The following is a 15,550-nucleotide window of genomic DNA, read 5'->3' as shown; positions in this document are numbered from 1 at the left end:
CAATAAGTTAATTATTTAATAAAAGTAAAACTTTGAAAGTGGGGAATTAATCATGGATAAAAACACAAAAAGGATATTTGGGCAAAATGAAAAAATTACAGATGAGGAAATGTGCCAATTATTAGAAGAAACTGAGGAAATAAATGCTGAAGGCGAAGTAAATGGATTAGGTTGCTTTAGCTTTTGTGGGTAATTAGCAAAGTTAATAAAACTAAATAAATTACTTTACGGTACTAGGGGTTACATAGTATCGAATTGATAACCATTAATAACTTAAATAAAAGTAAAAAGGTGGAAAGTGGGGAATTAATCATGGATAAAAACACAAAAAAGATATTTGGACAAAATGAAAAAATTACAGATGAGGAAATGTGCCAATTATTAGAAGAAACTGAGGAAATAAATGCTGAAGGCGAAGTAAATGGATTAGGTTGCTTTAGCTTTTGTGGGTAATTAGCAAGGTTAATAAAACTAAATAAATTACTTCACGGTACTAGGGGTTACATAGTATCGAATTAATAACCATTAATAACTTAAATAAAAGTAAAGAAGTGGAAAGTGGGGAATTAATCATGGATAAAAACACAAAAAAGATATTTGGACAAAATGAAAAAATTACAGATGAGGAAATGTGCCAATTATTAGAAGAAACTGAGGAAATAAATGCTGAAGGCGAAGTAAATGGATTAGGTTGCTTTAGCTTTTGTGGGTAATTAGCAAGGTTAATAAAACTAAATAAATTACTTCACGGTACTAGGGGTTACATAGTATCGAATTAATAACCATTAATAACTTAAATAAAAGTAAAGAAGTGGAAAGTGGGGAATTAATCATGGATAAAAACACAAAAAAGATATTAGAACAAAGTGAAAAAATTACAGATAAGAAGATGTTCCAATTACTAGAAGAAGTTGAGGAAATAAATGCTGAAGGTGAAGTATTTGGATTAGGTTGTATTTTCCCTTGTATGTAAATCAGAAGAGGGGTATAACTGATTAAGTTGTTTTACTTACTGTAGTTAAGCCGGAAGGTTAGCAAAACTAATTAAGTTACGTTACTATGCGTAGAGATACAAAGCTTTAATTTGTATGCATGTGTCAACTCTAAATAGAGTGAAATTTTGATTTGTGAAAAATGAATAATTTTAACTCAAATATTAGTTAACATGCAAGAGTTTTAGTGGGATCACTACAAGAGTATAGGTGTTGAAGGTGAGAAGAATTATGTTAGGGGTTTAAGTTAAGCTCAGTATTGGAACAACCTCTAAGTGAATCTTGTCTTAGTTTTAATTTAAAAATAATTGAATTTTTTAATATTGGTAAAAATACGCAATAGCAGTAATGTAGTTGTGTATTTTTATCTATAACTTGGAGGACAAAATGGACTTAGTGAAAAGAAAAGTTAACTTTGGATATATATATGTGAACACTAAAAACTTTAAAATGGGATTGGATTATCATGGAAGAATGATTACTGATGAAAAAGAGGTAGGAGAGATTCTCCAAAGAGAGAGAATACCGATTAGTGCAACATTTGAAATTACAGAAAAATGCAACTTCGATTGTTATTATTGTTATGCAAAAAGCCTAAAAAATCAAAACGATTTAGATACTGACCAAATAAAACAAATACTTGATAAATTAAAGAAGACAGGAATTATTTTCTTAAATATTACTGGAGGAGAAGTTTTAGCTCGTAAAGATATTTTAGAGATTTTAAAATATATAAATGAACAAAAATTTATCTTGGGAGTATTTACAAATGGAAGCCTTTTGACTAAGGAAATTATTGATGAATTAAAGAGTGGCTATGTGAAAATCATAAATATTTCTTTGATAGCACCGACAGAACAACAATTTGATAAATTAAGTGGGAAGATTGGAAATTTCAAAAAGTTTATTAGTGGAATAGATTTATTAAAGAATAATAACTTGAAATTTAATGTTGTGACTACATTGACAAGTGAAAATATTGACTTATATGATGCATTTGAAAGTTTTATGAGAAACTATAATACAAAAATTAGATTTACTTATGATGTAGGCCCAACTTTTGAAGGTTATGATATGATTGAAAACTATGCTGTGAAAAAAAGTCAAATTGAAAATTTGAAAAAATTTTACGGTAAAAATATTGAGAATATGAAAAAGAATATAAGAGAATATGGATGCAGTGCTGGACAATCTAATTTTGCTATTACAAATCAAGGTAAGGTCCTTCCCTGTATGAAGTTTAGAAAAGAAGTAGGAAATATATTAGATAGCAATTTTGATGATATATGGGAATCCGATGAGATGAAGGGGATAATTAAAAATGAGCTAAAAAGGCATGAAAAGTGTAATAAATGTGAAAAGAGGGATTACTGCTTATATTGCCCTGGGGAAGTTAGAATGTATGAAGATATATCTTCAAAATGTAAAAGTGCAGAAATTTTATCACAAGTTGATACGAGGAGTCAAAGTAAAAAATCTATAGATATGGTTGAAGGAGCTTAGGGAGTATGAAAGAATCTAGTTTTGGTTTAAATACTAATATAAAGATTAATATGCTGAGAAATGGAAAAAAATACTTGATGATTAAACACAATAAGCAGCATATACCATTATTTATTAAAGAAAAGTATCTGGAGTTGATTGAAGATATAAACAAGAATAAAAAGACTATGGAAGAAATTTTAAGAATGTATAGTGAAAAGGATTTAGATATATTAATGAGCGCAAACATTGTAGTTACTGATAAGTCCAACACTGATATTGGAATAAATCTTGACATGAAGAGACAGTTAGAGAAGTTCGGTTCACTTGCGTTAAATAGTAGAACTCCTGTACATGCAAACCTCGAAATAACTTATAGCTGTAACTACAAATGTAAATACTGCTTTATTGATAGTTTGGAACAAAAAACAATGAGTTTTGAAGATATCAAAGGTGTCCTAAATAAGTTAAAAAAGCTTGGAGTTGTTAATTTACTAATTACAGGAGGTGAAGTTTTTTTACATCCTAATATAATGGATATCATAGATTTGGCACATAAACTAGGATTTAAACTTAATGTACAAACAAATGGTTCGCTAATGAATGAAGAGATAGTAAAAAAATTATCAACATATGATGATCTAGAAATAGTTATATCATATCACTCCTCTATAGAAGCAGATTTTGATGAATTTACACAAGTTAGAGGATCCTATAAACAAACAATTAAAGTAAGCAAAATTTTAGAAAAGTATAATATTCCTTATTTATTTAAGCACATCGTAACTTCAGAAAACGAACATAGTATGAAAGAAAATATTGAGTTTTTAGAGAATAATAAGATTCCTTTCATTATTGGGCACGATATATTACCTAACATAGGTGATGATAGAGACAATTCCAAATTTCAAGTAAAAGAAGAAACAATTGAATGGCTACACGAAAATAATTACTGTAATTTCTCTAAATCATATTGTTCAGCATGTAAAACAAAGCTATGGGTATCCCCAGAGGGAGAGGTACATCCATGCGAACTTGTAAGAAAAAGTATGGGAAATATAATTCATGAAAGTTTGGAAGACATCTGGGAAGGAGAAAAAGCCAAGGAAATACTTTGTTCACATTTATTTGAAACACCAGAGAAATGTATAAACTGTAACATTAAAGATTACTGTAATAAGTGCTTAGCATACTCAAATTATGATAGCTGGGGTGGTAATTTTGAGAATTACTGTACAGTGGCAAAAATTATGAAAAAATGTTCAATTAAAAAGTTGGAAGGAATTTGCTAAGAATATATGGTTTGATAATATTAATTGTACCCAAAAAAGGGCAGAGGAGTTAAGATTATGATTAAATTATTAAAAAATAGGAATGCACTAATTTTTGTGCTTTCAAGAGTATTATCCAGGTTTGGAGATTCTCTTGAAAGTTTAGCACTAATGTACCTTGTGTATGATCTTACAGGTTCAGCAGTAGCGATGGGAACTGTTATGTTGTTTAGTATGATACCGAATTTTTTAATAAGTCCAATTGCAGGAGTAATTGCTGATAGATATAGTAAAAAGAGAATAATGTTTATTGCTGAAATGGTAAGAGCTGGAGCGATTATTTTAATACCAGTGCTAATGTTCAGTGGAACAATTCAACTATGGCATATTTATAGCATGGCAGTATTAGTTTCTGTTGCAGAAAGTTTCTTCGAACCTTGTGCTAATATTGTATTTGTATCAATAGTAGATAAAGAAGAATTACATTTAGTTAACTCAGTTTCAACCGTACTTGGTAGGATTGCAGGAATATTAGGTTACTCATTAGCAGGATTACTAATTGTATTTGTGAATAAAGAAGTATTGTTTATATTTGACTCTATAACTTTCTTATTGTCTGGAGTTGCTGTATTAGTAATTAAGTTACCAAAAAGTCAAGAGAAAAAAATAGGAAAAGCCTTAGAAATTATATCTGATTTTAAAGAAGGGGTAAAATATATATTTACTACTAAGTTAATACCGATACTATTTCTAGGAATACTAATTTTAAGTGCGCTATTAGTGCCATTAGAAAGGTTTGTTCCAGTGGCAGTAGATCAAATATTTAGTTTAAGTCCAACTTGGGCAGGAATATTTATGACAACATTGACCATAGGAAGTATCGTGGGAGGAATACTCTATCCAATCCTAGTAAAGAAAAACATAAAGTTAAAAAATGCATATCTATATAATCTTGTATTATTAGGAGTGGTAATACTTATTTCTTGCTATATAAAATCACAATATATATTGTTTATTATGTTCTTTTCTGTAGGTGCAATTTCATCCATAATTGGATCTTGGAGTTTTACTGAAATACAGAAGTCTTGTGATGAAAGATACTTAGGAAGAGTAGGATCAGTTGCTACTATGGTTATGCTTGCGGCAGCACCATTAGCATCATTTTTAAGTGGCGTATTAATTGAAGCGTTTTCACTGATAAATGTATGGAAATTAGCAGGGCTGTTATTTATAGTGGTAGGCCTATTTATGTATATAAAAATTAGTAAATTACATGAGATTAAAAGTGAAATCATAGAATTCAGTGAACCGGTTGCAGATAATTAATGGATGAATATATAATATATTTCTAATAGTATTAGGGGTATTTAGGAGCAAATGAACTTCTGAATAACATTATCTCTTTATATAAAAAATCACTATTTATACTTAAAATAAATAGTGATTTTTTATTTTTAATAAAAGAATAATTACTTAATCGAATATAACTAATTTCATTCGATGTAGGTTAATACATTAACAACATATTATAAATGTATTATTGTTTTGAAATGCTCAATTCTATAAAAGTTAACTACATCCTGTAGTTGTTCCACAATCTTGGCAAACCTTGCAAGTGCCATTTTTAACTAATCTAGTACTTGAACAGTGAGAACAAACCTCAGAGTAAATTCTTTCACCTGTAATTGAAGAAGGATCTTCTATTGAACTTGAGATTTCATTTTCAGCTATAAGAGTTCTAGCTCTGCTAGTAATGCCCTCATAGTTGTCAGGTTTAACCTGGCATCTAGAAAAGTCTCCGAGCTCTATATCGATGATTTTACTAATTAAATCAGAAATAGAGGATACATTTTTAATGTATGGATGCTTTTGAACGAAACCATAAGGTTCATATTTTTGACCTCTAAGCATTTTAGCAATATCGCTAGCAGGAACATGATATTGTAGCATTACTGAAATTGATTTAGATAAGGAATTTAAAAGTCCTGTTATAATAGTTCCTTCTCTATCTGTAGTCATATAAATTTCAGATATTTCCCCATGCTCATTTCTATTAACTGTGGTATAGATTTTAACATCATCTATTTGAGCTGGATGAGTAGTGCCAAATCTTATTCCTTGTAGCTTTTCTCTAGTTGAAACCACAGATTTATGCTGTAAATACTTTGCTTTTTCTAATAATTGGTTGTAAGTTAAATCTTCTAAAGAAACTTTATCATCCTCATTTAAACTTGTAGAGTTAAGAGGTTGACTTGCTTTACAACCATCTCTATAAAGGGAAATACCTTTTACTCCAAGTTTCCAAGAAGTTAACACAACTCTTTTAAAATCATCAATTGAAGCAGTTTTAGGTAAGTTAACAGTTTTAGAGATAGCTCCAGAAATTAATGGAGTTATGGCAGACATCATTAGAACGTGGCCCATTGGTTTAATATATCTGCTACCACTACCACATTTATTTGCAGTATCAAATATTGCAAGATGTTCCTCTTTAAGGTGAGGAGCCCCTTCAATTTTACCATCTACAATTTTCTCATATTCAAAACCATTTTCTGTAACAGTTTCTTTTCTTAAAATATATTCAACTATGTCTTTAATTTCTTCCTCATTATAACCTAAGTTATCTAATGCAGCTTCAATAACAGGGTTTACGATAGTCATAAAACCGCCCCCTGAAAGCTTTTTGTAAATAAAATGAGAGAAGTATGGCTCAATAGAGGTAGCACCACAATCCATAGCAAAGGAAATTGTACCAGTTGGTGCGATTACAGACACTTGAGCATTTCTAAAGCCATATTTTTCTCCAGCTTCAATAGCTTCTTTCCAAAGGTTTCTTAAGGCTTTAGAAAGATGTCCAAGATTATTTTTCTTTAGTATTTCATGATCAACCTCTAAAGGCTTATAATGTAAATTCTCATAAGGAGTATTCACTGCACCAGCAACTCTTCCATGATTTCTAATTACAGCTAACATATAGTCCTTATTTATTTCGTACTTCTCAAATGGACTAAGAGCTTTTGCCATTAAAGCAGAAGTAGAATAAGAAGTTGCTGTAAGAGAACCTATTAAGGCAGCAGATATAGCTCTTGCTTCTTCAGAGTCATAAGGGTGTCCCATAACCATGAGTAAAGAAGCTAAGTTAGCAATTCCAAGACCAGTGGTTCTAAATAGATGGGTTTTGCGAGCAATATCTTCAGTTGGGAATTGTCCCCAGTGAATTGAAGCTTCAAGGGCTAGTTGAACTAAAGATACTAAGTGAATATATCCATCTAAATCAAAAGATTTATTGTTAACATCATAAAACTTATAAATGTTTATAGATGCTAAGTTGCATGAAGTATCATCTAAGAAAGCATATTCTCCACAAGGATTAGTGCAATTGATTCTATTGTACTTAGCGCCATATGCTCCGTCTTCTCCAGCGGGACAAGTGTGCCATGCATTGAAAGTATCATCAAACTGAGGTGCTGGATCAGCACATTGCCAAGCAGAACTATTAAATAAATCCCAAAGCTCCTGAACTTTTACTTCTTTATCTAACTTACTATCCACTCTACCTTTTAGCATTAGAGTTTCATTAGGATGAACTTCAAGATTATCAACCTTGTTCATGAATTCATCACTAAATCTAATAGAGTTATTTCCATTTTGGCCTGAAACAGTTTCATAAGCTTCACCTTCAAAGGTAGCATCGTAACCCATTTTACCTAAGGCACGAACTTTATCTTCTTCTTTAGCTTTCCACTTAATAAAGTCCATTATTTCTGGGTGGTCTACATCAAGGCAAACCATCTTAGCTGCTCTTCTTGTGGTACCACCAGATTTAATTGCTCCTGCATTTCTATCGAAGCCCTTTAGGAAACTCATAACTCCAGAAGAAACTCCTCCTCCAGAAAGAAGCTCTCCCTTTGCTCTTAAGGAAGCATAGTTTGTTCCAGTACCAGAACCACCTTTAAATAGTTTAGTTTCTGTTACATATTGCTCAGAAATTGAATGATCACCTAATAACTTATCTTCAATGGACAAAATAAAACAAGCGGATGCTTGTGTGCGAGTGTATCCATCTTCACTTTTAACTACTTTTCCTAATTTTTCATCATAATAAAAATTATCTTGGCTTTCACCAGCAATACCATAAGATAGTTTAAGGCCAGTATTAAACCATTGAGGAGAGTTTGGGGCATACATTTGATTTAAAAAGCAATACGCTAACTCATCGTATAGTATTTTAAATTCATCCTCTGTAGAAATTATTCCCTCATCCTTTAGAGCTTCACACCAAAAGTTTACTATTCTATGAACTACCATCTTCATGCTATTCTCATAGCCAACTTCATTTGGAACCATTGCTTTTTTAAAATATTTAGAAGCAATAATGTCACAGGCATTTTGGGAATAGTTCTCAGGGAACTCTAAATCTTTCATATCAACGATTACTGTATTGGATTTATAATCCTTTAAAAATACATCAACCTTTTTCCAGTGAAATAAATCATATACAGTAAGATTTTTATCTATATCTAGTGGTTTTGTGTAATATCTTTTAATAATATTATTTATGCTCTTCATAATAAATGCTAGTCATCCCAACGAAAAGACCAGCAAAGTCACCCCCTATAAAATAAAATGATACACAATATGTAGTTGTTTATTAATAGTGTACTACTATATGTGGTATTATATACCAAAGTAATTAATTAATCAACTGCAAAAATGGCCCTAACTTCATAGTAAAAATTTGTAAAAACAACTACACTCTTTGAGTTTCTAGGATTTAAAAGGAATTGAATTTATAAAAAAATTTTTATAAAAAAATTTCAAGGAATTTGCTTGACATTTAAAATTCTGTTCATATTTTAGAGTGTTAAAGTAAGCTCGTATCTCTTTAGGTTTTTTATGTTTTATTAAAGCTAAAGGGTTCCATGATGGAACTTTAACTCATTCATCTTTAAAAAGTCTTAAGAGAAACAAAGTAGGTTTCAATTATAAGTTTATTGTTAAATTTGGGTCCTTATAAGTTAAAACTATGTACAGTTTAATTTTTTACTTTTTTAAAAAATTTAATAATAAAATTATATTAAAGTAACTTATATGAAAAAGAATGCAAAAGGAGGTTTATTGTTAGTGTAGTCTCTTTATTGCATTCTATAACTTTAAAAATATTTTCAAGGTTATTCTTATTATATCGAAGTATTAATGATATAATAAAGGGTAAACTTATATAAATTTTGGTAAAAGATTGATAGAGATACTGGAAAGGGGAAAGCTATGATAAAAAGCTACAAAGGAAAAATGCCTAGCATAAAAGAATCTTGTTTTGTTGCAGAAAATGCTACTGTAATAGGGCAAGTTAGTATTGATGATAATGCAAATATATGGTATGGAACTGTAATCAGAAGTGATATGGATTATACTACCATAGGTAAAAATACAAACATACAAGAAAATACAACAGTACATAATGATTTTAACACCCCAACAGAAATTGGAGATAATGTAACCATTGGCCATAACTGTGTAATACATGGGTGCAAAATAAATAATAATGTTTTAATAGGTATGGGTTCAATCATATTAAATAATGCAGAAATTGGTGAGAATACTATTATAGGAGCTGGAAGTTTAGTAACTCAAGGGAAAAAGATCCCTAGTGGAGTGCTTTGCATTGGATCACCAGCTAAGGTAGTAAGAGAATTAAGCTCAGAAGAAATAGCTTCTATAAAATCTTCCGCTATTCATTATTTAGAGATGGCAGAAGAACATAAAAAACTTTAGGCTTTAAAAGCAAAAGAAAGTAAAATAAATAAGATTGATTTAAGGGTTTAGGAGGTTTAAATAGTGATTAAATTAGGTGCTTTAGATAAAATGACTACAGAAGAAAAATATAAATATATGCTAATTTTACTTGAAGGACAGTTAAGTTCTGAAAGTGATCTTTACGCTAACATATCTAACGCTAGTGCAATTATTTATGCAGTTATGGATAAACTAAACTGGAGTGGGTTTTACTTTATGCGTAATGGTGAACTTGTTCTTGGACCTTTCCAAGGAAAGCCTGCTTGTAACAGAATAAAAGTTGGTAATGGAGTATGCGGTACAGCAGTAAGTACAAAAAACACACAAAGAATAGCTAATGTTCATGAGTTCCCAGGGCACATTGCTTGTGATAGTGCTTCTAATTCAGAAATCGTAATTCCATTAATTAAAGAGGATAAAGTCTATGGTGTGCTAGATATAGATAGTCCAGTGCTTAATAGATTCACAGAACTTGAGGAGAAATATTTAACTAAGTTTGTAGAGAAGTTAAATAATTACATCAACTGGGAAAATTTATAAAACAGGAGAAGAGTATGATAGAGATAGGGAAGATTAATAAACTAAAAATTGTAAGAACCAGCGACTTTGGATATTATCTAGATGGTCAGGGCAAAACAACTTCTGATGACATATTGTTACCTATAAAAAGTGCAGTAGGAGAACTAGAACTTGGAGAAGAAGTAGAAGTATTTGTTTACAGAGATTCGAAGGATAGGGTAATATCTACTATGAAAATGCCAAAAGCTATGGTAGGAGATGTAGCATATCTTGAGGTGGTGGATAAGTCTAAAATAGGTTACTTTATAAGCATAGGTTTAGAAAGAGACGTTCTAGTGCCTTTTAAGGAAATTACCTATGACTTAGAAGTAGGAAAGAGCTATTTATTTTATATCTATTTAGACAAAACTGGAAGAATAGCTGCAACTACTAGAGTGGATAGCCATCTTCATGATACAACTACCTATAACATAGGAGAAGAAGTTGAAGGGGTAGTTTATGGCGCTCATAAAAATGGTAACATAGTAATTGCTCTTGAAAATATTTATAGAGGAATTATCTTAACAAAAGAAAGTTTTTCAAAGGTGAAAATGGGAGAAACTTTAAAGGTTAGAGTTAAAAGATATTTTGAAGATGGAAAAATAGAAGTTACTACAAGAAATAAAAGACTTGAAGAGAAGAGTGAACTTGAAGAAATTGTTTTCGACTATATTAAGTCAAATCATGGCTTTATGCCCTACAATGATAAAAGTGATGCAGAGGATATAAAGAAGCAATTTAACACTAGTAAGAACGCATTTAAAAGGGCTCTTGGAGGTCTTATGAAAAAAGGGTTAGTTACCCAAGATGAAACTGGAACAAAGTTAAAATAAAAAAACTGATGAAAACTCATCAGTTTTTTTATTTTATATAGTTTTAAATAAATTACTTATCACGTCTAAATAATTTTAATATTTCATTAAGCACAAGAACTATTAAGCTTAATGCGGCTACAAAGCCCCAGTCGCCTAAAGTTAAAGGTACAACCTTAAAGATTTCAGCAATTGGTGTAATGTATATTACTGCAAGTTGTAGAGCAATACCAATAATTATTGCACCAATCATATACATATTAGAGAATATACCAAGTTTGAATATGGATTTATTCTCACTTCTCATATTAAGAGCATGAACTAATTGAGTACCACTTAATACAACGAAAGCTAAGGTTTGAGCATGCATTAAAGCAGCTGGATTATCGCCAACAGTTGTAAGAGTAACTTCAGCACCACCGTAAGTGTGAACACCGTAAACGAAAGCAGCTAAGGTTAAGATACCAATTAACACACCATTAAATAATAGGGTAAATATAGAACCTTTAAAGATACTATCTTTGGGATTTCTTGGTTTCTTTTTCATAACATCTTTATCACCTGGGTCAACTCCAAGAGCAAGAGCAGGGAAAGAGTCTGTTATTAAGTTTACCCAAAGAATATGAGTAGCATTTAATGGAGCAGCCCATCCTAAAAGTATAGCAAGGAATAGAGAAACTATTTCTCCAGCGTTACAAGAAATTAAGAACACTACAGATTTTTTAATATTGTTAAAGATATTTCTACCTTCTTCAATAGCAGAAACAATTGTAGAGAAGTTATCATCAGTTAAAACCATATCCGAAGCACCTTTTGCAACGTCAGTACCAGTAATACCCATGGCAACTCCAATATCAGCTGCTTTTAAGGAAGGTGCATCGTTAACACCATCACCGGTCATAGATACAATATTTCCTTTAGCTTTAAAGGCTTTAACTATTCTAACCTTGTGTTCAGGAGAAACTCTAGCAAAGACTCTTAAAGAATCGATTCTATTAGCAAGTTCCGCATCATTCATGCTATCAAGCTCAGCGCCTGCAACAACTTGATTAATATTATCAGCAATTAGGAGTTCTTTAGCTATAGCAAAGGCAGTATTCTTGTGGTCTCCAGTAATCATTATTGCCTTTATGCCTGACTGCTTACAAAGCTCAATAGAATCCTTAACTTCTAACCTTGGAGGGTCAATCATACCAACAAGTCCGATGAAAATTAAGTCCTTTTCTAGTTCATCTATTTCAATATGAGTAGATGGAACAATCTTAAAGGCAGAACCTAAAACTCTTAGAGCATCATCAGACATTGCAGTGGCAGCCTTTAAAAACTTCCCTTTAAGCTCTTCTGTTAATGGTACAATTTCACCGTTAATATAAGCCTTTGTGCAAAGAGTTAAAAGGTTATCTGTTGCACCTTTTGTCATTACGTAGTAGTTATCACCATAATTGTTTACAGTGGTCATAAGTTTTCTATCTGAATCGAAAGGGATTTCATCCATTCTTTTATGAGTTTTTTCTAAAGCTTCCTTAAACAAGTTAAACATATTACCAGCTTCTAGCAGAGCAATTTCTGTTGGATCACCAGTTTTTGAAGTTTCTGTGGCAGTAGCATCATTACAAAGCACAATATTTTCTAATAGCAACCTTTGAGTTTTATTTTCAATATTTAGCTTTGAAATATCATCTAAGGTATCATCAGCAAAAAACTTAACTACAGTCATTTTGTTTTGAGTTAAAGTACCAGTTTTATCTGAACAAATTATATTTACAGAACCTAGGGTTTCAACAGCAGGAAGCTTTCTAATGATAGCATTTTCCTTTATCATTCTTTGAACACCTAGAGCAAGAACTATAGTAACTATAGCAGCAAGACCTTCTGGAATTGCAGCAACTGCTAAACTGATAGAAGTCATGAACATATTGCTAAAGCCTCTACCTTGTAACACACCTACAGTGAACATAAGCACACAAATTACGATGGCACCAATACCAAGAATTTTTCCAAGCTCCTCTAGTTTCTTTTGAAGAGGAGTAAGTTCATTTTCACTTTCATCTAACATCTTAGCAATTTTACCTATTTCAGTATCCATACCAGTAGCTACTGCTACACCAATTCCTCTACCATAGGTTGCTAGAGTTGACATGAAGGCCATGTTTTTCTTGTCTCCAAGGGAAATTTTTTCTTCATGTAAAACAGAATTAGCATTTTTATCAACAGGTACAGATTCTCCAGTAAGGGCAGATTCTTCGATTTTTAAGTTTGCACTTTCAATAAGTCGAATATCACATGGAATAAATCTACCTGCATCAATAATAATTATATCTCCAGGAACTACTTCTTCAGATGGAATTTCTTGAAGTTCTCCATCTCTTTTTACAATAGCTTTTGGAGTGGAAAGCTCCTTTAGTGCATCAAGTGCTTTTTCAGCTTTAGCCTCTTGGATCATTCCCACAAAAGCATTAACAAGAATAACAATACCGATAATTACTGCGTCACCAATTTCGTGACCTACAACTACAGATAATACAGCTGCAACTATTAAGATATAAATTAAAATATCGTTTAGCTGAGCTAAAAATAATTGAAGAGTTGTCTTAGGTTTTTTAGCAGCTAGCTTATTTAACCCATACTTTTCAGTGTGTTCCTTTACCTGTGAAGAAGTAAGACCTTTAGCACTATCCGTACCAAATTTTTTTATTACTTCTTCAGAAGTTTCATTAAAATACATCAGCATCACCTCATAAAATATTATTTACTTACATAAATTTATTATTTATAAAAATATTTATTAAGCAGCATTAAATTAATTTATTATAAGTATTAAGTGTAAAGAAAGGAGTTCAATACTAAGTTACTAACTAAAAAATATTTCTCCCAAAAGGAAGCACAAGATAAAAAGTATAGCAAGTTTATAAAACATTTTTCTTATAAGGAAATTCAACTTATAAGTCAGGGTTTCATTTTAAACTTATTTATATATTTAACTTATAATTGCAAAAAAATTAGTAATTTAATATTAGAAAATATTATACCATAATATACCATAAATATTAACAAACTATTTATAAGTTGGAAAGATTTGCAGTCATGTAAATAAAAGAGACTCATGTATAATGCAATTTGCTTTATACATGAGTCTCATCATTTAAGGCAAGCCAGACTTTAAAAGTCACGATGTTGACTTTGCCACACAATCAATGGTGCTAATTACTCCCTCATAAATAAAAGTACATAATGAGTCAGTGTTAAAATCTAATTTATAAAAATATACACAGACTTCCTTAGGACTTTTAAAGGATTATATTAAATTTTGTATCGAAAGCCTTTAATAAGCTTCATAAATATCTCTATAATATATATATACATTTTTTTAGGCAATATGTCAACAACAGTCCATAGGTTTTAGCAAATTTTCTTCATACTAAGCATTGTTGAGTAAGGCTTAAACTGCTAAGGCCTTGGGAAATTTATCCTGACATATAAAAATATATTAACTATGCCATGAGAGTTGGAATAAGTCCGTAGAATATAGTTCCTAAAACACCAGCAATTACAATGATTAAAATAGGATGAATTTTTGTCTTATAAAGTAATCCTCCAATAATTAGTGCAATAATTATGCTGTTTAAATCTCTATAAGATTCAAAACCTAATGAGAGAAATACTGAAATTATTAAACCAATTAGGGCTGGACGCATTCCAGATAAGGCAGAAGACAGTAGGTGAGATTCTTTAAACTTGTTAAAAAATATATAGGCCAAAGAAACTAAAATAAAAGAAGTTGTAACTACTCCTAAAGTTGCAACAGCACTTCCTAGAACTCCGCCTACTCTATACCCTACAAAGGTAGCTGAATTTATAGCAATGGGACCAGGGGTCATTTGAGAAATACCAATTATATCAATAAATTCACTTTGGCTTATCCATTGGTTAGTAGTGACGATTTCCTTCTGAATAAGAGGAAGCATAGCATAGCCACCGCCAAAGCCAAAAGTGCCAACCTTCAAAAAGGCTATATATAGTTTAAATAATAGACTCATTTAATCCACCTTCTTTCTGTTAGAAATAATCCCATAAATTCCAGATACCAAAATAATATACACAGGATTTATATCAAAAATTAAAATTGCAGCAACCGTTGCAACTACAATTGCAATGTTCTTAAAAGTCTTGCTTACTACCTTAGAAATACTGTTTACACCAACTAAAATAAGAAGGGGAACTGCAGCGTTAATTCCCTTAAATACTAATTCCACAATATATAAGTTTCTAAACTTACTAAAAAATATAGCAATAATTAATATAATGATAAAGGAAGGAAGAACTACGCCAAGTAGACCAAGAACAGCACCAAAAGGACCTCCTAGTTTGTAACCAATAAAAGTACAGCTGTTTACAGCCAGGGCGCCAGGAAAGGTTTGAGATACTACAATTACATCTATAAATTCCTCTTTACTTAGCCACTTATTTTTAGTAACCACTTCAGTTTCAATAAGGGGGATCATGGCGTAACCTCCACCAAAAGTAAAACTGCCAATTTTAAAAAAGGTTAGGAACATCATAAATAGTCGTTTCATTAAAAATACCTCCATGTTTAAATCAGTAAAAAGCCAAATAATATCGCACTGGTGCTAAATAAAAC

14 protein-coding genes are annotated in these 15,550 nt (G+C 31.1%); 10 read left to right on the top strand and 4 right to left on the bottom strand.

The features are described from left to right. Positions 1–52: 52 nt before the first annotated feature. From C661_RS23835 to C661_RS0100105, 7 genes are all read left to right on the top strand, one after another. Positions 53–193 carry a hypothetical protein gene (locus C661_RS23835; protein ID WP_017413260.1) on the top strand — a complete coding sequence of 47 codons (141 nt, stop codon included), beginning with the start codon at positions 53–55 and terminating at the stop codon, positions 191–193. A gap of 119 nt (positions 194–312) precedes the next feature. Then, complete coding sequence (locus C661_RS23830; RefSeq protein ID WP_017413258.1) at positions 313–453, top strand: hypothetical protein; 141 nt, start codon at positions 313–315, stop codon at positions 451–453. 119 nt (positions 454–572) lie between these two features. Further along, on the top strand, positions 573–713 hold the full coding sequence (locus C661_RS23825) for a hypothetical protein (RefSeq protein WP_017413258.1): 141 nt from the start codon (positions 573–575) through the stop codon (positions 711–713). A gap of 119 nt (positions 714–832) precedes the next feature. Next, a complete protein-coding gene (locus C661_RS23820; protein WP_017413257.1) occupies positions 833–973 on the top strand; it encodes a hypothetical protein in 141 nt (46 codons plus the stop codon). A gap of 406 nt (positions 974–1,379) precedes the next feature. Then, complete coding sequence (locus C661_RS0100115; RefSeq protein WP_017413256.1) at positions 1,380–2,495, top strand: radical SAM/SPASM domain-containing protein; 1,116 nt, start codon at positions 1,380–1,382, stop codon at positions 2,493–2,495. A 5-nt stretch (positions 2,496–2,500) separates the two neighbouring features. Beyond that, a complete protein-coding gene (locus tag C661_RS20950) occupies positions 2,501–3,766 on the top strand; it encodes a radical SAM/SPASM domain-containing protein (RefSeq protein ID WP_017413255.1) in 1,266 nt (421 codons plus the stop codon). 57 nt (positions 3,767–3,823) lie between these two features. Next, a complete protein-coding gene (locus C661_RS0100105) occupies positions 3,824–5,071 on the top strand; it encodes an MFS transporter (RefSeq protein WP_017413254.1) in 1,248 nt (415 codons plus the stop codon). Positions 5,072–5,314: 243 nt separating this feature from the next. On the opposite strand, the gene C661_RS0100100 is transcribed toward C661_RS0100105, so the two are convergent. Beyond that, positions 5,315–8,314, bottom strand: a complete 3,000-nt coding sequence (locus C661_RS0100100) for a vitamin B12-dependent ribonucleotide reductase (protein ID WP_017413253.1) — start codon at positions 8,312–8,314, stop codon at positions 5,315–5,317. Between the two features lie 699 nt (positions 8,315–9,013). Between C661_RS0100100 and C661_RS0100095 the strand changes: the two genes are divergently transcribed. From C661_RS0100095 to C661_RS0100085, 3 genes are all read left to right on the top strand, one after another. Next, positions 9,014–9,520: a gamma carbonic anhydrase family protein gene (locus C661_RS0100095; RefSeq protein ID WP_017413252.1), complete on the top strand. Its 507-nt coding sequence runs from the start codon at positions 9,014–9,016 to the stop codon at positions 9,518–9,520. A 63-nt stretch (positions 9,521–9,583) separates the two neighbouring features. Continuing rightward, positions 9,584–10,081, top strand: a complete 498-nt coding sequence (locus tag C661_RS0100090) for a free L-methionine (R)-S-oxide reductase MsrC (RefSeq protein WP_017413251.1) — start codon at positions 9,584–9,586, stop codon at positions 10,079–10,081. 14 nt (positions 10,082–10,095) lie between these two features. Continuing rightward, entirely contained in the window at positions 10,096–10,932 is an 837-nt protein-coding gene (locus tag C661_RS0100085; protein WP_017413250.1) for a CvfB family protein, read from the top strand. 52 nt (positions 10,933–10,984) lie between these two features. Here C661_RS0100085 and C661_RS0100080 read toward each other — a convergent pair whose 3' ends face one another. The 3 genes from C661_RS0100080 to C661_RS0100070 form a co-directional block, all read right to left on the bottom strand. Then, positions 10,985–13,636, bottom strand: a complete 2,652-nt coding sequence (locus tag C661_RS0100080) for a cation-translocating P-type ATPase (RefSeq protein ID WP_017413249.1) — start codon at positions 13,634–13,636, stop codon at positions 10,985–10,987. Between the two features lie 766 nt (positions 13,637–14,402). After that, the gene (locus C661_RS0100075; RefSeq protein ID WP_017413248.1) at positions 14,403–14,948 is read right to left on the bottom strand and encodes a chromate transporter; all 546 of its coding nucleotides are present in this window, start codon (positions 14,946–14,948) and stop codon (positions 14,403–14,405) included. After that, a complete protein-coding gene (locus C661_RS0100070) occupies positions 14,949–15,485 on the bottom strand; it encodes a chromate transporter (RefSeq protein WP_017413247.1) in 537 nt (178 codons plus the stop codon). It abuts the gene before it with no gap. Positions 15,486–15,550: the final 65 nt, after the last annotated feature.

Origin of the sequence: Clostridium tunisiense TJ (assembly GCF_000300195.1) — a bacterium.
Lineage (GTDB): Bacteria > Bacillota > Clostridia > Clostridiales > Clostridiaceae > Clostridium_J > Clostridium_J tunisiense.
The sequence above is the reverse complement of the archived record's forward strand: the minus strand, read 5'-3'. Positions and strand labels throughout refer to the sequence as shown.

Bases quoted from the DNA above. Each gene is read 5' to 3' on its own strand.
- C661_RS23825 (WP_017413258.1), top strand. From the start codon at position 573: ATGGATAAAAACACAAAAAAGATATTTGGACAAAATGAAAAAATTACA.
- C661_RS23835 (WP_017413260.1), top strand. From the start codon at position 53: ATGGATAAAAACACAAAAAGGATATTTGGGCAAAATGAAAAAATTACA.
- C661_RS0100070 (WP_017413247.1), bottom strand. From the start codon at position 15,485: ATGAAACGACTATTTATGATGTTCCTAACCTTTTTTAAAATTGGCAGT.
- C661_RS23820 (WP_017413257.1), top strand. From the start codon at position 833: ATGGATAAAAACACAAAAAAGATATTAGAACAAAGTGAAAAAATTACA.
- C661_RS0100105 (WP_017413254.1), top strand. From the start codon at position 3,824: ATGATTAAATTATTAAAAAATAGGAATGCACTAATTTTTGTGCTTTCA.
- C661_RS0100115 (WP_017413256.1), top strand. From the start codon at position 1,380: ATGGACTTAGTGAAAAGAAAAGTTAACTTTGGATATATATATGTGAAC.
- C661_RS0100075 (WP_017413248.1), bottom strand. From the start codon at position 14,948: ATGAGTCTATTATTTAAACTATATATAGCCTTTTTGAAGGTTGGCACT.
- C661_RS20950 (WP_017413255.1), top strand. From the start codon at position 2,501: ATGAAAGAATCTAGTTTTGGTTTAAATACTAATATAAAGATTAATATG.
- C661_RS0100100 (WP_017413253.1), bottom strand. From the start codon at position 8,314: ATGAAGAGCATAAATAATATTATTAAAAGATATTACACAAAACCACTA.
- C661_RS23830 (WP_017413258.1), top strand. From the start codon at position 313: ATGGATAAAAACACAAAAAAGATATTTGGACAAAATGAAAAAATTACA.
- C661_RS0100080 (WP_017413249.1), bottom strand. From the start codon at position 13,636: ATGTATTTTAATGAAACTTCTGAAGAAGTAATAAAAAAATTTGGTACG.
- C661_RS0100085 (WP_017413250.1), top strand. From the start codon at position 10,096: ATGATAGAGATAGGGAAGATTAATAAACTAAAAATTGTAAGAACCAGC.
- C661_RS0100095 (WP_017413252.1), top strand. From the start codon at position 9,014: ATGATAAAAAGCTACAAAGGAAAAATGCCTAGCATAAAAGAATCTTGT.